The following is a 19,320-nucleotide window of genomic DNA, read 5'->3' as shown; positions in this document are numbered from 1 at the left end:
CAATTCGCCACTTGCCGTGGCCGTGTCCGCCGCCCTAGAGTCCATACTGGGACTAAGGGTGCCGTCGCACGCGTTATACCAAGACGGGAGTGATTGTCGTGGGTGTCGTTCTCAACATCGAAAACGGGAAGCGGGAACCCGCCTCCATCAAGGATCTGATCGATCTGACGGCCGCCGATATGGGGCGCGTGAACGAATTGATCCTGTCCAAGGCCGGCTCCGACGTCGAGATGATTCCCGAGGTCGCCAACCATTTGATCTCGTCCGGCGGCAAGCGGCTCAGGCCGATGCTGACGCTCGCCGCCGCGCAGATGTTCGGCTATGCCGGCGAGGGTCACGTCAAGCTCGCCACCTCGGTCGAGTTCATGCACACGGCCACGCTTCTCCACGACGATGTCGTCGATGAGAGCGGGATGCGACGCGGCAAGAAGACTGCCCGCATGATCTGGGGCAACCAGGCGAGCGTGCTGGTCGGCGACTTCCTGCTCGGCCAGGCCTTCCGCATGATGGTCGATGTCGGCTCCCTCGAGGCGCTCGACATCCTGTCGAGCGCGGCCTCGATCATCGCCGAGGGCGAGGTCATGCAGCTTGCCGCAGCCAAGAACCTGGAGACCACCGAGGACGAGCATTTCGCCGTCATCAAGGCCAAGACCGCCGCACTGTTTTCGGCCGCCGCCGAAGTCGGCCCCGTCATTGCCCAGGCGACCCGCAACGATCGCGCGGCCCTGCGCTCCTACGGTATGAATCTCGGCCTTGCCTTCCAGCTGATCGACGATGCGCTGGACTATGGCGGCGCCAGCAAGGATCTGGGCAAGAATGTCGGCGATGATTTCCGCGAGGGTAAGGTGACCCTGCCGGTCATTCTCGCCTACCGGCGCGGCACCAAGGCCGAGCGCACCTTCTGGAAACGTGCCATCGAGGACAATATCGTCGACGACGCGGGCCTGGAAAAGGCGATCGGCCTGATGACCCGCCATGGCGCCATCGCCGATACGATCGGCCGCGCCCGCCATTTCGGCGAGATCGCCCGCGACGCGCTAGCGCCGCTGGAAGAAACGCCGCAGAAATCGGCGCTGATCGACGTCATCGATTTCTGCATCAGCCGGGTGAACTGAGAAGGCCGGCCTTTCCCGGAATTCCCTTGGCTTGTGCTGGGGAGAACGCCAATGAATACGGCGTCGCCATCTCGACAAGCTGCCCTGCCGCAAATTATCTATAAAACATGGCAAAAGGCACGGACGACACCATCGCGGTGCGCATCAGCAAGGTGCTGGCGGACCGCATCATCTCTGGCGCGATAGAGCCGGGGGCCAGGCTGCGCCAGGATCATGTCGCCGAGGAATTCCACACCAGCCATGTTCCGGTGCGCGAGGCGTTCCGCCGCCTGGAGGCGCAAGGCCTGGCCGTCAGCGAACCGCGCCGCGGCGTGCGTGTCGCCGCATTCGATCTTGGCGAGGTCAAGGAGGTCGCCGAAATGCGGGCGGCACTCGAAGTGCTGGCGCTACGTCATGCCGCGCCGCATCTGACGTCAGCCATTCTCGACCTCGCCGAGGAGGCGACCAAGGCCGGCGACAAGTCCCGCGACGTCAGGTCATGGGAAGAAGCCAACCGCGCCTTTCACCGGCTGATTTTGGCGCCATGCGCCATGCCCCGCCTGCTCGCCACCATCGATGATCTGCATGCCGCCAGTGCGCGCTTTCTGTTCGCGGCATGGCGTTCGGAGTGGGAGGCACGCACCGACCAGGACCACCGGGCGATATTGACCGCCTTGCGGCAGGGAAACACCGAATCGGCAGCTGCAACGCTGGGACGCCATGTCCAATGGATCGGCCGCAAGCCGGTCAGGACGGCCTCCGGCGCGACGCGCGAAGCCTTCGCGATCGTGGGTTGAGGCATGTCGCCCAAAAGTGGCTCCCTGCTTTGGGGGAACGACAGGCATGAAACACTGCCCTAAGCCGCGTCGCGACGCGCTTTTAGGCCATCCCCACCAAGCGGAGGCTTGCTATCCCGGCGAAAATGTGGATTCGATAATAGATCGAAAACAGAGATTATCTATAATTTCAAATCGGTCGAAGGTATCCCAATGGCAGACATCGCATTCAACTCCCGCAAACCTTCTTTCAGCCCGCTCAGGCTCCAGGATCGCGCTCTCGGCTGGCAGGTCGGAGCCGTCGTGCTCGGCACGCTGTTCCTGGCGTTGGCGTCCTACATCGAGGTGCCGATGGTGCCGGTCCCGGTAAACATGCAGACCTTCGCGGTAACACTGATCGGCGCGCTCTACGGCTGGCGGCTTGGCGCCATCACCATCGCCGCCTGGCTGGTCGAGGGCGCTGTGGGCTTCCCAGTCCTGTCCGGAGGGGTAGGGGGCGCGTCCTATTTCGTCGGGCCGACGGGCGGTTATCTCTTCGCTTTCCCGGTTGTCGGCGCGCTTGTCGGCTGGCTGGCCGAACGCGGCTGGAACAGCAACAGGGTGGTGCTTGCCTTCGCCGCCATGCTGCTCGGCAACCTTGCCTGCCTGGTTCTGGGCACGGCATGGCTTGCCGTCATGATCGGCGCCGAGAAGGCCATAACCTTCGGCTTCCTGCCGTTCATCGTCGGCGGATTGCTGAAGTCGGCGCTTGGTGCGGCGACACTCATGGCGCTTCGCGGCGGCAACGCCAAGCCGGCCAATCCGTGACGGTTAGGCTGCGCGCCCATCACCTCCTTTGCCTGCTCACCTATGTGGGCAAGGGATACAGCCCCGCCTTCACCGCCAATTATGACGGGATCGCGGAGCGCCTGAGCCGTGGCGAGGACATCCTCCTCGTCTCCGGTCCGGATGATGTCTGCGCGCCGTTGCTCGACGGGCCGGAACCGCATTGTCTCAACCAGAGCGTCATCGAGCGGGACCGGCTTGCGGCACGCAATGTCGAGGACTTGCTGGCCCTGCCAGTCCAACCCGGCATCCGCCTCGATCTCGATGTGGCAACACTGGCGCTGATGCGCCGGGCGTTTTCCGTTGGTGGCGTACGCAAGGCTTGCGGCGGCTGCGAATGGAACGAGTTGTGCGGCGCGATAGCGGCCGGCGGCTTTCCCAATACTAAGGTGCAGCGATCCGTCGTGCCGCGCTGACCTTGACGCCGGCTTTTCCCCGGTCGAAAATCCGCTGCAGCCATGGTTTGTTAATCGGCTGACCCGATTGTGAATTTCAGGCGGATTGAAGCGTGACCCCAAAAAGGCCATGCTTTGCCCGGAAAGATCGAGTCTACGTCGATCCCGCTGACGCGGAGATGGCGCCTGGCTGAAAGGGATACGATGCAGCAAGGACGAGCGCGCTGGCTGACAAGGCTGGCAATTGTGACCGGCATGGCGATCTCGGCTTTGCCGGCCTATGCCAAGCAATCCACCGAACCGGTCAAGATTTCCTCGTTCTCGGGTGCCTATCTGGCTGCCCGGATCGCCGAAGGCGACAACGACCTCGACAGCGCCATCGCCTATTACAAGCAGGCCCTGGCCTTCGACCCGAGCGACACCGGCCTGCAACAGAGCCTGATGCTGTCGCTGATCGCGCAAGGCCGCTTCGACGAATCCCTGGTCTATGCCGACAAGCTCAAGGAAGTGCCCGATGTCGAGCGCTTCTCGCGCCTGGCGCTGGCCGTCGATTCCTTCCACAAGAAGGATTTCACCAAGGCGCAGTATTGGCTCAAGCTGTCGCTGGAATCCGACCTCGACCGGCTGATCTCCGGCGTCATGTCCGGTTGGGCCCAACAGGGTGCCGGCCAGGCCAGCGATGCAATGGCCTCCATCGACAAGCTTCAGGGCCCGGACTGGTTCGGCCTGTTCAAGTCCTTCCACCGCGCGCTGATCGCCGATGCCTCCAACATGCCCGAGAAGGCCGAGGCGATCTACGCCGCGACGATGCAGGACACGGCCGCCGGCGGCGCGGCGCCTGAAACCTGGATGCGCAATGCCCAGGCCTATGCCTCGTTCCTGGCCCGCAAGGGCGACAAGGCCAAGGCGATATCGGTGCTGGATCAGGCCGAAACGTTTTCGCCGGGCAAGCTCGAAATCGTCACCTTGCGCGACAGGATCGCCAAGGGCGACAAGATCGCGCCGTTTGTCTCAGGTCCGTCCGACGGCGCTTCCGAAATCCTGCTCGATCTCGCCACCGCGCTCAACCGTGGCGGCGGCGAGCCGTTCGTCCGTCTTTACCTGCAATACGCCCTGGCTCTGAGGCCTGACAGCGACGCGGCCCTCGTGCAACTCGCCGCTGTCGCCGAACAGCTGAAGGACGGCGAGGGCGCCATCGCGCTCTATCGGCGCATCCCTGATTCTTCGCCGCTGAAAGAGCTTTCGGACTTGCAGCTTGGCCTCAACCTTGCCGATCTCAACCGCCATGACGAGGCGATCACCCACCTGAAGGCCTTCGTCGACGCCCATCCCAACGACATGCGCGCCTATCTGGCGCTCGGCGGCGTCTATTCCTCCAAGGATGATTTCCGCTCCGCCGCCAACCTCTACGACAAGGCTGTCGAGGTGCTGAAGACGCCGACCGCGGCCAACTGGAACATTTTCTACCAGCGCGGCATCGCCTATGAGCGCCTCAAGGAATGGCCAAAAGCCGAGCCGAATTTCCGCAAGGCGCTGGAATTGCAGCCGGACCAGCCTCAGGTGCTGAACTATCTCGGCTATTCCTGGGTCGACATGAACACCAACCTCAAGGAAGGCCTGGCGATGATCCAGAAGGCCGTCGACCTCAGGCCGAGCGACGGTTACATCGTGGATTCGCTCGGTTGGGCCTATTTCCGGCTCGGCAGGTTCGATGACGCGGTGCGCGAGATGGAGCGTGCCGTATCGCTGAAGCCGGAAGATCCGGTTCTCAACGATCATCTCGGCGACGCCTACTGGCGCGTCGGCCGCAAGCTGGAAGCCACTTTCCAGTGGAACCAGGCCCGCGACCTGAAGCCCGATCCCGACGTGCTGGCCACGCTGCAGCAGAAGCTGATGAAGGGCCTGCCGCCGATCGAATCCAACACGGCGCAGGAAACCCCGAAGGTCAAGCCCGAGCCGGTGCCTGCCCCGAAGGGGTGAAATCGGCTTTTTGAATGCGAGCGGGGCTTCTTTGGGAGCCCCGCTGCGCCCTTTCGGGAGCCGCATCCGGCGTGCCTTGCTTGACGCTTCGCCGTCGTGTCTCTAGGACGTGCCGGCAAGCTAGCCTTTGCTGTCGAGGCCAACCGTGACGATTGAAATTCCCGCCCATATGCATCCCAGCCGCTCGTTCCAGGGGCTGATCCTGACCTTGCACAATTACTGGGCGGCCTATGGTTGCGTCATCCTCCAGCCCTACGACATGGAGGTCGGCGCAGGCACGTTTCATCCGGCAACGACGCTGCGCGCGCTCGGGCCGCGTCGTTGGAACGCTGCCTACGTCCAGCCCTCGCGCCGTCCCAAGGATGGCCGCTACGGCGAGAACCCGAACCGGCTCCAGCATTACTACCAATACCAGGTGATCCTGAAGCCGAACCCGCCGAACTTGCAGGAGCTCTATCTCGGTTCGCTTCAGGCGATCGGCGTCGACCCGCTGCTGCATGACATCCGCTTTGTCGAGGACGACTGGGAAAGCCCGACGCTGGGCGCCTGGGGGCTTGGCTGGGAATGCTGGTGCGATGGGATGGAAGTCTCGCAGTTCACCTATTTCCAGCAGGTTTGCGGCATCGAATGTGCGCCGGTGGCCGGCGAACTGACCTATGGGCTGGAGCGGCTGGCCATGTATGTGCAGGGCGTCGACAATGTCTACGACCTCAACTTCAACGGCCGCGAGGGCGTCGACAAGGTGACCTATGGCGACGTCTTCCTGCAAGCAGAGCAGGAATATTCGCGCCACAATTTCGAATACGCCAACACAGCGATGCTGCTCAGGCATTTCGAGGACGCCGAGGCCGAATGCAAGGCGCTGCTCGATGCCGGCGCACCGGCTTCGAACGACAATCTGCCGATGCACAAGATGGTCTTCCCGGCGTACGACCAGTGCATCAAGGCCAGCCATGTCTTCAACCTGCTTGACGCACGCGGCGTGATCTCGGTCACCGAGCGGCAGAGCTACATCTTGCGGGTGCGCAATCTGGCGAAGGCCTGCGGCGAGGCGTTCTTGAAGACGCAGGCTGGTGGTTTGGCGGCCTGAGTCAGGCACCCCTTATCATTTCGAGGGAAGCGTTGATCGGCGACAGGATCTGGCCGCTTTGTCCGGCCATCGTCCGCAGCGCCTGCCGCACGCCCGGCATCGAAAAGGCGCCGTGGACCTGCGCGGTGAAGCAGGCGCTGAGCGCGAGGATCTGCAGAAGTCTGGATGTCGTTTTCATCGTCGTTCAGCCAATAGTTCCCTGCCTGAGCGTGGGTCGCTTCAGCGCTGCGTTCGGTTCATGGAAATCTTCGATCCAAGGACGGGCCGGATCGCCGGGGCCCGACAGGGCAGCCAAAATTTCTGGAAATCAGCCGAAGTCGACGATCACCTCGCGGAAAGGGTGACAGCGGCCAGCCGAGTTGCTATGCCCCGCCCGGACCATTTTGCCGCGTGAGCCCCAACCATGCCTGACCTGCTTCTAGAACTCCGCTCGGAAGAGATTCCCGCCCGCATGCAGCGCAAGGCGGCCGGTGATCTCAAGAAGATGCTGACCGATGGTCTGGTCGAGGCGGGTCTGACCTATGAGGCGGCGCGCGAGTACTGGACGCCGCGGCGCCTGACGCTCGACATCAGGGGCCTGACGGCGCGCTCCAAGGACATAAGCGAGGAGATCAAGGGGCCGTCGACAACGGCGCCTGAACAGGCGGTCCAGGGGTTCCTGCGCAAGGCCGGGCTGTCTTCGGTCGCCGAGGCGCATGTCCATTCCGACCCGAAGAAGGGCGACTTCTACGTCGCCCACATTTCGAAGCCGGGCAGGGCGGCCGAAGAGATCATCGCCGAACTGGTGCCGGGCATCATCCGCAATTTCCCGTGGCCGAAATCGATGCGCTGGGGGCCGGCCTCGGCCAAGCCGGGCTCGCTGCGCTGGGTGCGGCCGCTGCAATCGATCCTGTGCACCTTCGGCCCGGAGACCGAGGAGCCTGTCGTGGTCGATTTCGAGATCGACGGCGTCCGCTCGGGCAACATCACCTACGGCCACCGTTTCCTCGCGCCGGCTGAAATCACCGTGCGCCGCTTCGACGACTATGTGAGCAAGCTTGAGGCCGCCAAGGTCGTGCTCGATGCCGACCGGCGCAAGGAGATCATCCTCGCCGACGCCCGCAACCTCGCCTTCGCCAACGGGCTCGACCTGGTCGAGGACGAAGGCTTGCTGGAAGAGGTGTCGGGGCTGGTCGAATGGCCTGTCGTGCTGCTGGGCGAGTTCGAAGAGGCTTTCCTCGCCATTCCGGCCGAAGTGATCCGGCTGACCATCCGCGCCAACCAGAAGTGCTTTGTCACGCGCCCGCAAGGTGAGGGCGACGCGCTGTCCAACCGCTTCATCCTCACTTCCAACATCGAGGCCAGGGACGGCGGCAAGGAAATTGCCCACGGCAACGGCAAGGTGGTGCGCGCGCGCCTCTCCGACGCGCTCTATTTCTGGACGACCGACCAGGGCGATCTGCCGGATCTCGGCCGGCTCGAAGCTTCGGCGAAAAAGTTCGGGCTCGATCTGAAAAAGCCGCTCGACCAGCGCATGGCCCGCCTCGACCATCTCAATGTGACGTTCCACGCTAAGCTCGGCACGCAAGGCGAGCGGGTGGAGCGGATCAAGCGGCTCGCCGAAGAACTGGCGCCGATCGTGGGCGCCGATCCCGCGCTCGCCGCTCGCGCCGCCGTTCTCGCCAAGGCCGATCTCACCACCGAAGTGGTCGGCGAGTTCCCGGAACTGCAGGGCGCCATGGGCCGCAAATACGCGCTGCTCCAGGGCGAGAATCCCTCCGTGGCTGCGGCCATCGAGGAACACTACAAGCCGCAGGGCCCGTCCGATCGCGTGGCGAGTGAGCCAGTGTCGATCGCAGTGGCGCTTGCCGACAAGCTCGATACGCTGGTTGGCTTCTGGACCATCGACGAAAAGCCCACGGGTTCGAAGGACCCCTATGCCTTGCGCAGGGCTGCCCTTGGGGTAGTCAGATTGGTCCTAGAGAATGAAGTAGGGTTGAAGCTCTATGCGCCTCTCGTGACGAAAGCAGGCGAGCTTGCCTCTGCGCTAATATCGAATAGGAACATGGATTGGGAAACTGAGAAACGCTGGTTTGAAGGCAGCGAGATTGATCCAAAGATGACCTCTGCTAAGGAGCTTTTGGCCAAGGGTGCTCGGGAGTTTCCAATGGAGGTGCCGGCGTTTGAGAAGATCGGCTCCGATCTCCTCGCCTTTTTCCACGACCGTCTGAAAGTCTACCTTCGCGACCAGGGCGCCCGGCACGATCTCATCGATGCCGTCATCACGCCGCAGTCCGACGATCTCCTGCAGATCGTCCGCCGCGTCGAGGCGTTGGGCTCCTTCCTCGAAACCGAGGACGGCAAGAACTTGCTCGCCGGCACCAAGCGTGCGGCCAACATCCTGGCGGCCGAAGAGAAGAAGAAAACGGCGGTCGCCGAAACCGTTGAGCCGGCTCTGTTCAAGGAGAATGCCGAGAAATCGCTGTTCGCTGCGGTGAATCAGGCCGAGAAGCAAGCCGGCGAAGCGATTCAAAACGAAGACTTTTCCGCCGCGATGCTGGCGCTTAGCGCGTTGCGCGAACCCGTTGATTCATTCTTTGAAGCCGTTCTCGTGAACGATGAAGACCTGGCGGTGCGAGCCAACCGTCTGGCGCTTCTCACGCGCATCCGCGCGGCCACCGGTCAGGTCGCTGATTTCTCGAAAATCGCTGGTTGAGCGCTCAGGAAAAATATCTGTAAGCCGGCCGTTCGAGCCGGCTTACAGTCATATGACGATGATCTCTGCGTGGCAGAAGGGACATGTTCCCCAACCCAACGGAGGCTCCCATGAATTCCGATCACGAAATCGAAGTGACTGAAGAAACCTCGGCCGCCGCCGAGGCGCTTGAATCCGCTTCCGAAACCGCCATCGATCACGCCGCCGCCGCCACGGTCGAAGCCGCCGATCTGTCGGATGACGACGAGGATGGCGATGACGAAGAAGGCGACGATGAAGACGGCGAAGAGTCTGACGAAGGCGACGATGAAGCCGTGAAAGCCGAAGGCGACGACGCCGAGGACGAAAAAGAAGACGCCGAGTCCGAGGAAGACGACGACAAGGAAGAAGCGGCCTGAGATTTCAATCCGGTTCTGTCGGGAAGAGGGGGCGGCGCAGCGGCGCCGCCCTTTTTATCGTCTTCCCGGATGCTTGTCAGTTCTCCAGGATGCTGACCCGCACGCTGTTTTCGTAGACATCGACCTGGATCAGCGGTTCGCCATTGACGATGGCGCGCTTGGTCGAGGAACTCATCGCGCCGGGACGCTCCAGCATGCGCTGCAGATCGGCGCGCTGGTCGTTGGTCCTGAACCACGCATCACCCTCATCGTCGCGGTCGCGGCGATGGAATTTGTGCCAGTTGGCGCGATCCTGCCGCACCATCTGCGCGGCGCTGTCCAGCGCATAGCCGTCGCTCGCCTGGTGATCCCGATCGGAAATACGCGCCACATAGGATCCCAGCATGTCATCGGCTTGCGCCGCGCTGGCACCCAGCAGCGATGCCAGCAAAAGCGCGGCCACGGTAACGGTCTTGGATAGTCTCATGATCAACCCCCTTTTGAACGACGAAGCCCGTCTGCCAGAGCCGTCCCTGTGCCCGAATCGCTTGACCAAATCCAGGCGGCGGCTTCGAGCGGCCAGATACGCCAGGACGAACTCGCACGGCAATGGTGCGCAGGGCGCCGTCAAGCTGTCAACGATCTGGCCAGCCCAGCAATTTGTGGCGGCTACTTGACCTTGCCGGTCCCAGCCGCGGGGGTCGATGCGGCTGCCGGTGCGGTCGGCTTCTTCTGCATGCCCGACGCCGGAGCCGCCGAGGCGGTCGCCTGGGCTGGAGCGGGAGCAGGGGTGGCGGTCGTGGCCGGTGCCTTGACTTGCGTCGGTGTCGAGAAGTCGCCGCCGACCACGCCGCCACGAATGATCATCGGGCCTGGCATGAAACCGTGCCGTGGCTCGGGCGCGTTGGGGATCGCCGCCACCTTTTCATCAGTAACCTCGGGTTCGCCGAGCGCAACGACGGAGAGCACGTCGCCTGCCTGGATGCCGTCCGCCTTCAAGGCAAGGATGGAGGGTGTCGCGGCCGGCGCGCCGGGAAAGACAAGCGACGAGGCCTGAGCTCCACCGCTCAACGCCGCCAGAGTGATCCCCAGCAGGATACGCACAGACACGATGGCCACTCCCCTTTGCCCAGGCCCTGACGGTAGCGGACCGGAATTGATACCGGCTTTCGCGGAAACGTAGCATTTTAGGAATTGATAAATCGCCAAGACCCTCTTGCCCAACAGCCGGCTTGCCCAATAGCCGCCATCGTACTACGCAGCCGGCATCTGCGAGGTGACGAGAATGGCTGAGATACTTGCCGTCGACGAAGCGTTGGAGCGGGCGTTGGCTCTGCTTCAGGGCGGCGATGTCGTGGCCATCCCGACGGAGACCGTCTATGGGCTTGCCGGCGATGCCACCAACGGCATCGGCGTGGCGCGCATCTTCGAGGCCAAGGGGCGGCCGCGTTTCAATCCGCTGATCGCCCATGTCGCCGACATGGCGATGGCCGAGCGCATCGCTATATTCGATCCGCTGTCGAGGAGACTGGCGCAGGCGTTCTGGCCGGGTCCGCTGACGCTGGTGCTGCCGCAGCGGCCCGGCAACGGCATCCATCCGCTGGTCACGGCCGGGCTGGATACGATCGCCTTGCGCATGCCGAGGGGCTTTGGCGGTGACCTCATCGCAAAGCTCGGCCGGCCACTTGCCGCCCCCAGCGCCAACTCATCCGGCAAGATCAGCGCGACGACGGCACAAGCGGTGGCGGCGGATCTCGGCGCGCGCATCAAGCTGGTGGTCGATGGCGGCGCGACGCCGGTCGGGCTGGAATCGACCATCCTCAAGGCCGAAGGGGGGAGCTTGTGGCTGCTGCGGCCCGGCGGCGTTGCCGCCGAGGAGATCGAGGCGGCCATTGGTGTGAAACTGCTGCGTGGCGGTGCCGCCGGCATCGAGGCGCCGGGCATGCTTGCCTCCCACTACGCGCCGGGGGCGGCGATGCGGCTCAATGCAGGAACGGTCGGCGAAGGCGAAGCTCTGCTTGCCTTTGGGGATCAGCGGGCCGAAGGCTGGCGTGATGCCGCAGCGTTCCTCAATTTGTCTGAAACCGGTGACCTGCGCGAAGCGGCAAGCAATCTTTTCGCCTATATGCAGGAACTCGACCGCAGCGGCGCGCGCACCATCGCCGTTGAGACGATTCCTTTCGATGGTCTTGGCGAGGCCATCAACGACCGGCTCTCGCGTGCCGCCGCCCCTCGTGACAATGTACAGCCCGCACCGTAGTTTTCCCACATGACCGACATTTCGCAAAAACTTGATCCCGCTCTCATCGATCGCTTCGCGGCGATCGTTGGCGACAAATACACGCTGCGCGACGAACAGGACATCGCGCCCTATCTCATCGAGCGGCGCGGGCTCTGGCATGGCGCGACATCGCTGGTGCTGCGACCGGGCAGTGTCGAAGAGATCAGCCGGATCATGCGGCTGGCGACCGAGACGGGAACGCCGGTCGTGCCGCAAAGCGGCAACACCGGGCTGGTCGGCGCCCAGGTGCCGGACAGATCCGGCCGCGAGATCATCCTGTCGCTGTCGCGGCTGAACCGCATTCGCGAGATCGATGTTCTATCGAACACAGTGACGGCGGAGGCCGGCGTTATCCTGCAGACGCTGCAGGAGGCGGCCGACGCCGCCGACCGGCTGTTTCCGCTGTCGCTCGCCGCGCAAGGCTCCTGCCAGATCGGCGGCAACCTGTCTTCCAATGCCGGTGGCACCGGCGTGCTGGCCTACGGCAACGCGCGCGAACTGTGCCTCGGCGTCGAAGTGGTGTTGCCGACCGGCGAGGTGTTCGACGATCTGCGCAAGCTCAAGAAGGACAACACCGGCTACGATTTGAAGAACCTGTTCGTCGGCGCCGAAGGCACGCTCGGCATCATCACCGCCGCCGTGCTGAAACTGTTCCCGAAGCCGAAGGGGCGCGAGGTCGCTTTCGCCGGACTGTCGTCGCCCGAGGCGGCACTGGCGCTGTTCAGCCTGGCGATGGACCGCGCCGGCGCTTCGCTCACGGCCTTTGAACTGATCGGCAAGAGACCTTACGATTTCACGCTCAGGCATGGTCAAGGTGTCGTACGACCGCTGGCCGATGACTGGCCCTGGTATGTCTTGATGCAGGTTTCCTCCGGCCGCTCGGATACCGACGGCCGGGCTCTGATCGAGGAGGTGCTGGCGGATGGTCTCGAGCAAGGCATCGTTGGCGATGCGGTGGTCGCGGCAAGCCTTGCCCAGGGCGACGCCTTCTGGAATTTCCGCGAGACGCTCCCTGAATGCCAGAAGCCGGAAGGCGCTTCGATCAAGCACGACATTTCGGTGCCGATAGCATCGATCCCGCGTTTTATCGAAGAGGCCGCCGGCGCGGTGGCCTCGGTCAGTGCCGGCGCCCGCGTGGTCTGCTTCGGCCATATGGGCGACGGCAACCTTCATTATAACATCTCGCGGCCGCTCGACGGCGACGACGAGGCGTTTCTTGCCCTTTATCATCCCATGAACAAGGCCGTGCACGATGTGGTGCGGTCCTTCCATGGATCGATCTCCGCCGAGCACGGCATCGGCCAGTTGAAGCGCGACGAACTGATCGCCACCGCGCCGCCGATGGCCATCGATCTGATGCGCCGGGTGAAGGCTGCCTTCGACCCTGCCGGCATCATGAATCCCGGTAAGGTTATCTGATCCTTTCAACATCTTGCGCCCGGTGGCATTCCGATAACCATCCCTGAGATCAGCAAAATTTAACCGACTTTCTTAAGCGCGACGGTAAGGAGCCCACGCTACTGTTTCCCCATAACGAGGCCGGGAAAACTGGCCCGGAGAGAACCGGACACCGGCTCTCAGGAGACAGACAGGAAGGCACTCTATGAACACCGGACTGAAGCCAGTCTGGGCGGGACGCAACATGCGCCTCGACCCATTCCGCCTGCCGCAGGTGGTTAGCTACGCCACACGCGACGACTATGGCGACGTGACCTTCACCATTGACCAGCGCGGCGCCGTGATCCGTCGCATGCTGGAGATGAGCGGCGTGCCCGCGATCATCGCACTGCCCGCCAATGCGTTCCGCGGCGTTGCCGCCCGCGCGATGGAGGATCCGGACGGCAATGTCACGGTTACCCTCGAACTCCTGCACAACGACCCAATGCTGTCGGTGCCTCTGCTGGTGGCCGACGACCTCGATGATGTCGCCGCCGACTGGCGCGCCTGGGCCGATGCCTACCGCCTGCCGATGCTCCTGATCGAATCGGACGGCGTTGCCCGCACGCTGGAAGAATCGCTCGGCGCCGCCATCAAGACGCTGCCGCCGCAGGATCGCCGAAAGGGCCGCATTTCGACCACGCGCCGCCCGCGCTTCCTCGCCCGCCGCAGGGCCGGCAACCTTGGTCTCAGGCTGGTCATCGGCGGCCAGGAGATTATTTCTCGCGACTGAGCATGACCCCGGTTCGGGATTGCTGAAAGGCGAAGCCGCTAGACCAGCGGCTTCAGTGCCACCCACAATGCGCCGCCGATCAGGCCGAGGAAGATCAGCCAGCCGACCTGGTTGTTCGACCGGAACAGCCGCAGGCATTGGTCCGGATCGTTGATATCCAGAACCGTGATCTGGCGGGCCATGTGGGCGCCGGCGGCGATCAATCCCGCCAGCGCCACCACCGGTGCCTGCGCCGAGGCAAAGGCGATGGCGAAGCAGATCAGCGTACCGCCATAAAGCCCCGCCAGCCACGCCTTGGTGTTGTCGCCGAACAGCCGTGCCGTCGAGCGCACGCCGACAATGGCGTCGTCTTCCTTGTCCTGATGCGCATAGATCGTGTCGTAGCCGATCACCCACAGGATCGAGCCGATATAGAGCATGATGGCGGGGCCATCGAGATCGCCGAACTCGACCGCCCATCCCATCAGCGCACCCCAGGAAAAGGCAAGGCCGAGAAACAGTTGCGGCCAGTTGGTTATCCGCTTCATGAATGGATAGATGGCCACGATCGACAGCGAGCAGACGCCGAGCAGAATGGCGAAGCCGTTGAACTGCAGGAGCACGGCAAGGCCGACCAGGGCCTGCAGCACAAGGAACAGCCAGGCCCGCCGGCGCGTGGTCTGGCCGGACGGCAGCGGCCGCGAGCGGGTGCGCTCGACCTGGTTGTCTATGCCTTCGTCGACGATGTCGTTGTAGGTGCAGCCGGCGCCGCGCATGGCGATGGCGCCGACCAGGAACAGCACGAGATACCATGGCGCCGGCAGCAGCGTGAGCAGCGGATCGCCGGGGCGTGGATAGGCGCTCGCCGCGAGCGCCGCCGACCACCAGCACGGCCACAGAAGCAATTGCCAGCCGATCGGCCTGTCCCATCGCGCAAGCTGTGCATAGGGCCAAATCGCGCGCGGCAGCACCCGGTAGACCCAATGGCCATTCGGCGCATCGGCGACGCGGCCCTGGGCCGTTTTCGATTGGATAGGTTCCATGTTCCATGGAGTGGCAGCAGGCGCGGAAACCGTCAAGCGGCAAGCCGGCGAGGGACGACCGTCAACCCGTCAGGAGGTGAAGATGTCACGCGTGGAAAACCAGGCCTTCGCTGTTTCGACAAATGCGAGTGCTGCATTCGATACGCGCTGATGCGTGTCATAGGTGAGGATGATGCGCTGCATGGGCAGCGGATCCGATAGCGGCTTGCAGATCAACGGCAGTCCGTCATAGCTGCTGTCCCCGTGCGGCCGGGTGTAGGTGACGGCGACACCAAAACCGTTCGCCACCATGCTGCGCTGGAGTTCGAATGAACTCGTTGCCCTGTCGGCCACCGGGGAGAGGCCGCGGCTGCGGAACAGATCGAGCATATGCTGCCAGCTGTGCGGCTGATCGGTCGTGATCAGCGGATAGGCGGCGAGGTCCGCCAGGCTGACCGATGGTTGGTCCGCCAGGGCATGGCCCGCCGGCAACAGCGCGTGCGGGCGAAGTTCGTGCAGCAGGATGCGCGCGAAATGTGTCGGCAAGCTGAGATCATAGGTGAGGCCGAGATCGATGGCGGCATCGCCAAGCCGCCGCCCAAGCGTCTCGAACGTCTCGTCGCGAACGACGACTTTCACCGCGGGATAGCGTTCGGAAAAGGCGCGGAGCAGCGCCGGTGCGAAGAATGGCGCCAGATCCTCGAAGCACCCCAGCACCAGTTCGCCGCCGACAGCAGATTTGCTTGAACCCAGGCTGACAAGTTCGTCCGTTTCGGTGAGAACCTGTCTCGCCTTGGCCACGAAAGCGCGACCGAACGATGTCGGCGACACGCCACTTCCCCGCTGGCGTACGAACAGCTTCTGGCCGAAATTCTTTTCGACTGCGTCAATCGCCACCGAAATTGAAGGCTGTGAGACGTTCAGCATCTTTGCCGCGCCGGTGACGCTGCCATGGCGCGCCACGGCGACGAGATAGCGCAATTGCGTGAGGGTGACGTTCATAGGCCTAATCTATATATCAGATGGAAAGTTATTATTTTACTGAATGAGAGGGGATTGCGATAGTCGGTTCATTCCAAGAGGAGAACGCGATGGCTTCCCAAGCTGCCACCCACACTGCCGACGCCCCCGTGATCGACGCGGATACGATTGCCGACTATCAGCGTGACGGCGCGGTCTGCATCCGCGGCGCCTTCAAGGGCTGGGTCGATACGATTGCCGCCGGCATCGAGCGCAATATGCAAAACCGCAGCGCCACCGCTTCCGACATCGCCAACGGCCGTGGCAGTTTCTTCGATGACTACTGCAACTGGGAGCGTATTCCCGAATTCGTCAGGGTGGTGCGCGAATCGCCGGCCGCCGAACTGGCGGCGGCGGTAATGCAGTCGCGCACCGCGCAGTTCTTCCATGATCACGTTCTGGTCAAGGAGCCCGGCACGCAGAAGCCGACGCCTTGGCATCAGGACATCCCCTACTATTTCGTCGACGGCCAGCAGACGGTGAGCTTCTGGATTCCCATCGACCCGGTAAAGGAGGCGACGCTGCGCCTGATCGCCGGCTCGCACAAATGGGACAAGATGATCCTGCCGGTGCGCTGGCTCGACGACAGCAATTTCTATGCCGGCGAGGGCGACTACCTGCCGGTGCCCGATCCCGATAACGATCCGTCGATGAAGGTTCTCGAATGGGAGATGGAGCCGGGCGACGCCATCCTGTTCGACTTCCGCACAGCGCATGGCGCGCGCGGCAACCTTACCGCGGCACGGCGTCGGGCACTGTCACTGCGCTGGGTCGGCGACGATGCTCATTATGTCGAGCGGCCAGGCCGAACATCACCGCCCTATCATGGCCACGGCATGCAGCCGGGCCAGAAATTGCGCGAGGACTGGTTCCCGGTGGTTTTTCCCGTCTGAAGCGGGCCAGAATATGGGCGCCAGAAATCGGCGCCCATATCTGGCCGGGGATAACGTTCCCGTGTGCAATTCTGATCAAAACACCCTGATGCCTTGACCCGTCGCCCGGAGAGCAATAGCGGGTGCTCTCCAGGGTTTGCATCAAGAGGTGGCCATGAACGTTCTTCTTCTGGGCTCCGGCGGCCGCGAACATGCGCTTGCCTGGAAGATTGCCGCCTCGCCGCTGCTGACCAAGCTCTACGCGGCCCCCGGCAATCCGGGCATCGGGGCCGAGGCCGAGCTGGTGAAGCTAGATATCACCGATCATGCCGCCGTGGCCGCCTTCTGCCGGCAGAAAAAAATCGACCTCGTCGTGGTCGGCCCGGAAGGGCCGCTCGTCGCCGGCATTGCCGACGATCTGCGCGCAGAAAACATCCGCGTCTTTGGGCCTTCGAAAGCCGCCGCGCGGCTGGAGGGTTCGAAGGGTTTCACCAAGGACCTCTGCGCGCGATATAACATCCCCACCGCCGCCTACGGCCGTTTCGGCGATCTGGCCTCCGCCAAGGCCTATCTCGAGAAGACTGGTGCGCCGATCGTCATCAAGGCCGACGGGCTCGCCGCCGGCAAGGGCGTCACCGTCGCCATGACGCTGGACGAGGCGCTGGCGGCACTCGATGCCTGTTTCGAAGGTTCCTTCGGCGCCGCCGGCGCGGAAGTGGTGATAGAGGAGTTCATGACCGGCGAGGAGGCGAGCTTCTTCTGCCTCTGCGACGGCACCACCGCACTGCCCTTCGGCACGGCACAGGATCACAAGCGCGTTGGCGACGGCGACGTCGGCCCCAACACGGGCGGCATGGGCGCCTATTCGCCGGCGCCGGTGATGACGCCTGAGATGGTCGAGCGCACCATGCGCGAAATCATCGAGCCGACGATGCGTGGCATGGCCGAGCTCGGCGCGCCCTTCGCCGGCATTCTGTTCGCCGGGCTGATGATCACGGACAAGGGGCCGAAGCTGATCGAATACAACACCCGTTTCGGCGATCCGGAATGCCAGGTGCTGATGATGCGGCTGAAGGACGATTTGCTGGTGCTGCTCAACGCCGCCGTGGACGGCCAGTTGGCGCACACTTCCATACGCTGGCGCGACGAGGCGGCGCTCACCGTGGTGATGGCCGCTCGGGGCTATCCCGGCACGCCGGAAAAAGGCTCCGTCATCCGCGGCGTCGAGCAGGCGGCGGGCGAAGGCGTCCAGATCTTCCACGCCGGCACCGCCATCAATGGCGGTGCACTGGTTGCCAATGGCGGCCGCGTCCTCAATGTCACGGCAACCGGAGCCACGGTCGGCGAGGCACAGGCGCGGGCCTATGCCGCGCTCGACCGGATCGACTGGCCGGACGGATTCTGCCGTCGCGACATCGGCTGGCAGGCCGTGGCGCGCGAGCAGGCGAACTGAGATTACGGCACGGCGGCTTATTGCTGGCCGCGGTCGATTTCGGTCGAAGCGGTGCTGACCGGATCGGCCCCGGCGAAGGCGGCGTCGAGCTGCTCGGGTGAGCGCTGTTCGGTTCGCTTCCAGGCAACATATTGCACAATGCCGAAGCCGGGCCGGCGCGGCACCGTCTTCACCACAGGCATGCGGAACCCGTCGCGGAATTTCGACCAGCGCGAGCCAAGCACCGCGACCATTTCCTCGAACGTCGGCGGCGTCGCCACATCCGCATAGATCAGGGTCGCCTTGCCGGCGAGCGCTGCCTCGCGCGAGAGCGGCACCGGCACGCTGGCAAGATAGTCTGATGGCACGTCGATCAGCCCGCCAAAGGGCCATTGCTGGCGCAGCGTGGCGGCATCGGTTGGTGCGACGTTGACGTCGATATCGTTAGGCGTGCCGGCAACCCTGTAGGGGCAACGGAAGCGGCCGCAATTGGCCTGCGCGGAAAATTGCCAGAGCGCATAGCCTTGCCAGTTGCCCATCGGAAAATGCACGTCGATATCGGGTTTATAGCGGGCGTACCAAAGCGGCAGCCGCGACAGGAGCCGGTACTTGTAGCGATTGTCGGCGATGTACTGGGCCGTCTTGCCGTTGGTATAGAGCACCGGGAAGCGACCCATGCGCCGATGCACCTGGCGTACGAACTCCTCGGCATCGTCGAGCGACATCCATTGCGAGGGATCGTTGCCCTCGAGGTCGAGAACCATGAGATCGTCCGGCGCGGGATCGGCAAAATCGAGGAAATTATTGGCCTGCTCGACCGGATTGCCCGGGCGGGCCAGGTGATAGGCACCCCATTTCATCCCGAGCGCCTTGGCCACGACCCGGCGCGTCTGGAACAGTTCGCGCGTCACCGCATGGCGTTTCCACAGCGCCTTGCAGAGCTTCACGTCGGTGTCGCTGCCAAAACAGAAATAGGGCGGCGGCATGCCGTCGGAAGCCTTGTTGATGAATCCGACGATGCGCTTGTCGGTGGCAAGTTGCGCCCAGTCGATGGAATTGTATTCGTAGGCATCGACCACCAGGGCGCGGTCGGCATTCTTCCACGGCTCGGAGAAATCCGAAGCCTGCGCAGCCATCGACAGCGCCACGGTCGCCGCGAAAGCCAGAGGCGTCAGTGCGTGTCGCCAGGAAATATACAGAGGTTTTAGAGAAGCGGCATGCCCAGGGAAAAAGGGTTTGGCGAGCGTTGGCACAGCGCTCTTTGAACGGCGATGGAAACGCCTTTGCAATTTCAAAACAGGGAATCCCCGTT

19 protein-coding genes are annotated in these 19,320 nt (G+C 63.5%); 13 read left to right on the top strand and 6 right to left on the bottom strand.

All coding sequences use genetic code 11. The features are described 5' to 3' along the window. Positions 1-98 precede the first annotated feature (98 nt). The 6 genes from EB231_RS26605 (at position 99) to EB231_RS26580 (ending at position 6,160) form a co-directional block, all read left to right on the top strand. On the top strand, positions 99-1,115 hold the full coding sequence (locus tag EB231_RS26605; RefSeq protein WP_172351418.1) for a polyprenyl synthetase family protein: 1,017 nt from the start codon (positions 99-101) through the stop codon (positions 1,113-1,115). Between the two features lie 107 nt (positions 1,116-1,222). Next, entirely contained in the window at positions 1,223-1,891 is a 669-nt protein-coding gene (locus EB231_RS26600; protein WP_172351417.1) for a GntR family transcriptional regulator, read from the top strand. Positions 1,892-2,083: 192 nt separating this feature from the next. After that, positions 2,084-2,677 carry a biotin transporter BioY gene (locus EB231_RS26595; protein WP_172351416.1) on the top strand — a complete coding sequence of 198 codons (594 nt, stop codon included), beginning with the start codon at positions 2,084-2,086 and terminating at the stop codon, positions 2,675-2,677. Continuing rightward, complete coding sequence (locus EB231_RS26590) at positions 2,674-3,111, top strand: DUF1284 domain-containing protein (protein ID WP_172351415.1); 438 nt, start codon at positions 2,674-2,676, stop codon at positions 3,109-3,111. Before EB231_RS26595 ends, EB231_RS26590 begins: the two co-directional genes overlap by 4 nt. A 183-nt stretch (positions 3,112-3,294) precedes the next feature. After that, positions 3,295-5,070, top strand: a complete 1,776-nt coding sequence (locus EB231_RS26585) for a tetratricopeptide repeat protein (protein ID WP_172351414.1) — start codon at positions 3,295-3,297, stop codon at positions 5,068-5,070. Positions 5,071-5,239: 169 nt separating this feature from the next. After that, positions 5,240-6,160, top strand: a complete 921-nt coding sequence (locus tag EB231_RS26580; protein WP_172353028.1) for a glycine--tRNA ligase subunit alpha — start codon at positions 5,240-5,242, stop codon at positions 6,158-6,160. A gap of 1 nt (position 6,161) precedes the next feature. Here EB231_RS26580 and EB231_RS26575 read toward each other — a convergent pair whose 3' ends face one another. Next, positions 6,162-6,338 carry a hypothetical protein gene (locus EB231_RS26575; RefSeq protein WP_172351413.1) on the bottom strand — a complete coding sequence of 59 codons (177 nt, stop codon included), beginning with the start codon at positions 6,336-6,338 and terminating at the stop codon, positions 6,162-6,164. Between the two features lie 225 nt (positions 6,339-6,563). Here EB231_RS26575 and glyS point away from each other — a divergent pair, with 225 nt between their 5' ends. Together glyS and EB231_RS26565 are read left to right on the top strand one after the other, a co-directional pair. Beyond that, the gene (glyS, locus tag EB231_RS26570) at positions 6,564-8,855 is read left to right on the top strand and encodes a glycine--tRNA ligase subunit beta (RefSeq protein WP_172351412.1); all 2,292 of its coding nucleotides are present in this window, start codon (positions 6,564-6,566) and stop codon (positions 8,853-8,855) included. A gap of 110 nt (positions 8,856-8,965) precedes the next feature. Beyond that, positions 8,966-9,253, top strand: a complete 288-nt coding sequence (locus tag EB231_RS26565; RefSeq protein WP_172353027.1) for an ATPase — start codon at positions 8,966-8,968, stop codon at positions 9,251-9,253. A gap of 76 nt (positions 9,254-9,329) precedes the next feature. On the opposite strand, the gene EB231_RS26560 is transcribed toward EB231_RS26565, so the two are convergent. Together EB231_RS26560 and EB231_RS26555 are read right to left on the bottom strand one after the other, a co-directional pair. Then, positions 9,330-9,719: a hypothetical protein gene (locus tag EB231_RS26560; RefSeq protein ID WP_172351411.1), complete on the bottom strand. Its 390-nt coding sequence runs from the start codon at positions 9,717-9,719 to the stop codon at positions 9,330-9,332. Positions 9,720-9,901: 182 nt separating this feature from the next. Beyond that, positions 9,902-10,342 (bottom strand): hypothetical protein, encoded by a 441-nt coding sequence (locus EB231_RS26555; protein WP_172351410.1) that lies wholly within the window; start codon positions 10,340-10,342, stop codon positions 9,902-9,904. Positions 10,343-10,517: 175 nt separating this feature from the next. Between EB231_RS26555 and EB231_RS26550 the strand changes: the two genes are divergently transcribed. The 3 genes from EB231_RS26550 (at position 10,518) to EB231_RS26540 (ending at position 13,683) form a co-directional block, all read left to right on the top strand. Further along, a complete protein-coding gene (locus EB231_RS26550) occupies positions 10,518-11,492 on the top strand; it encodes an L-threonylcarbamoyladenylate synthase (protein WP_172351409.1) in 975 nt (324 codons plus the stop codon). 9 nt (positions 11,493-11,501) lie between these two features. Further along, positions 11,502-12,932, top strand: a complete 1,431-nt coding sequence (locus tag EB231_RS26545) for an FAD-binding oxidoreductase (RefSeq protein ID WP_172351408.1) — start codon at positions 11,502-11,504, stop codon at positions 12,930-12,932. Between the two features lie 184 nt (positions 12,933-13,116). Further along, positions 13,117-13,683 (top strand): DUF6101 family protein, encoded by a 567-nt coding sequence (locus tag EB231_RS26540; protein WP_056564066.1) that lies wholly within the window; start codon positions 13,117-13,119, stop codon positions 13,681-13,683. 38 nt (positions 13,684-13,721) lie between these two features. Here EB231_RS26540 and ubiA read toward each other — a convergent pair whose 3' ends face one another. After that, a complete protein-coding gene (ubiA, locus tag EB231_RS26535; RefSeq protein ID WP_172351407.1) occupies positions 13,722-14,705 on the bottom strand; it encodes a 4-hydroxybenzoate octaprenyltransferase in 984 nt (327 codons plus the stop codon). A 69-nt stretch (positions 14,706-14,774) separates the two neighbouring features. Then, the gene (locus tag EB231_RS26530) at positions 14,775-15,686 is read right to left on the bottom strand and encodes a LysR family transcriptional regulator (protein ID WP_172351406.1); all 912 of its coding nucleotides are present in this window, start codon (positions 15,684-15,686) and stop codon (positions 14,775-14,777) included. 89 nt (positions 15,687-15,775) lie between these two features. On the opposite strand from EB231_RS26530, the gene EB231_RS26525 reads away from it, so the two are divergent. Continuing rightward, a complete protein-coding gene (locus tag EB231_RS26525; RefSeq protein ID WP_172351405.1) occupies positions 15,776-16,597 on the top strand; it encodes a phytanoyl-CoA dioxygenase family protein in 822 nt (273 codons plus the stop codon). Between the two features lie 154 nt (positions 16,598-16,751). Continuing rightward, complete coding sequence (gene purD, locus EB231_RS26520; RefSeq protein ID WP_172351404.1) at positions 16,752-18,029, top strand: phosphoribosylamine--glycine ligase; 1,278 nt, start codon at positions 16,752-16,754, stop codon at positions 18,027-18,029. 17 nt (positions 18,030-18,046) lie between these two features. Here the strand turns inward: purD and EB231_RS26515 are convergent, their stop codons facing one another. Continuing rightward, positions 18,047-19,144: a glycoside hydrolase family 25 protein gene (locus EB231_RS26515; protein WP_172351403.1), complete on the bottom strand. Its 1,098-nt coding sequence runs from the start codon at positions 19,142-19,144 to the stop codon at positions 18,047-18,049. Positions 19,145-19,320: the final 176 nt, after the last annotated feature.

Origin of the sequence: Mesorhizobium sp. NZP2298, assembly GCF_013170825.1 — a bacterium.
Lineage (GTDB): Bacteria > Pseudomonadota > Alphaproteobacteria > Rhizobiales > Rhizobiaceae > Mesorhizobium.
This window is presented reverse-complemented; position numbering and strand designations above follow the sequence as displayed.

Coding starts and splice junctions, on each gene's coding strand:
- ubiA (WP_172351407.1), bottom strand. CDS start 14,705: ATGGAACCTATCCAATCGAAAACGGCCCAGGGCCGCGTCGCCGATGCG.
- EB231_RS26600 (WP_172351417.1), top strand. CDS start 1,223: ATGGCAAAAGGCACGGACGACACCATCGCGGTGCGCATCAGCAAGGTG.
- glyS (WP_172351412.1), top strand. CDS start 6,564: ATGCCTGACCTGCTTCTAGAACTCCGCTCGGAAGAGATTCCCGCCCGC.
- purD (WP_172351404.1), top strand. CDS start 16,752: ATGAACGTTCTTCTTCTGGGCTCCGGCGGCCGCGAACATGCGCTTGCC.
- EB231_RS26560 (WP_172351411.1), bottom strand. CDS start 9,719: ATGAGACTATCCAAGACCGTTACCGTGGCCGCGCTTTTGCTGGCATCG.
- EB231_RS26530 (WP_172351406.1), bottom strand. CDS start 15,686: ATGAACGTCACCCTCACGCAATTGCGCTATCTCGTCGCCGTGGCGCGC.
- EB231_RS26545 (WP_172351408.1), top strand. CDS start 11,502: ATGACCGACATTTCGCAAAAACTTGATCCCGCTCTCATCGATCGCTTC.
- EB231_RS26540 (WP_056564066.1), top strand. CDS start 13,117: ATGAACACCGGACTGAAGCCAGTCTGGGCGGGACGCAACATGCGCCTC.
- EB231_RS26515 (WP_172351403.1), bottom strand. CDS start 19,144: ATGGCTGCGCAGGCTTCGGATTTCTCCGAGCCGTGGAAGAATGCCGAC.
- EB231_RS26565 (WP_172353027.1), top strand. CDS start 8,966: ATGAATTCCGATCACGAAATCGAAGTGACTGAAGAAACCTCGGCCGCC.
- EB231_RS26595 (WP_172351416.1), top strand. CDS start 2,084: ATGGCAGACATCGCATTCAACTCCCGCAAACCTTCTTTCAGCCCGCTC.
- EB231_RS26525 (WP_172351405.1), top strand. CDS start 15,776: ATGGCTTCCCAAGCTGCCACCCACACTGCCGACGCCCCCGTGATCGAC.
- EB231_RS26575 (WP_172351413.1), bottom strand. CDS start 6,338: ATGAAAACGACATCCAGACTTCTGCAGATCCTCGCGCTCAGCGCCTGC.
- EB231_RS26550 (WP_172351409.1), top strand. CDS start 10,518: ATGGCTGAGATACTTGCCGTCGACGAAGCGTTGGAGCGGGCGTTGGCT.
- EB231_RS26585 (WP_172351414.1), top strand. CDS start 3,295: ATGCAGCAAGGACGAGCGCGCTGGCTGACAAGGCTGGCAATTGTGACC.
- EB231_RS26580 (WP_172353028.1), top strand. CDS start 5,240: ATGCATCCCAGCCGCTCGTTCCAGGGGCTGATCCTGACCTTGCACAAT.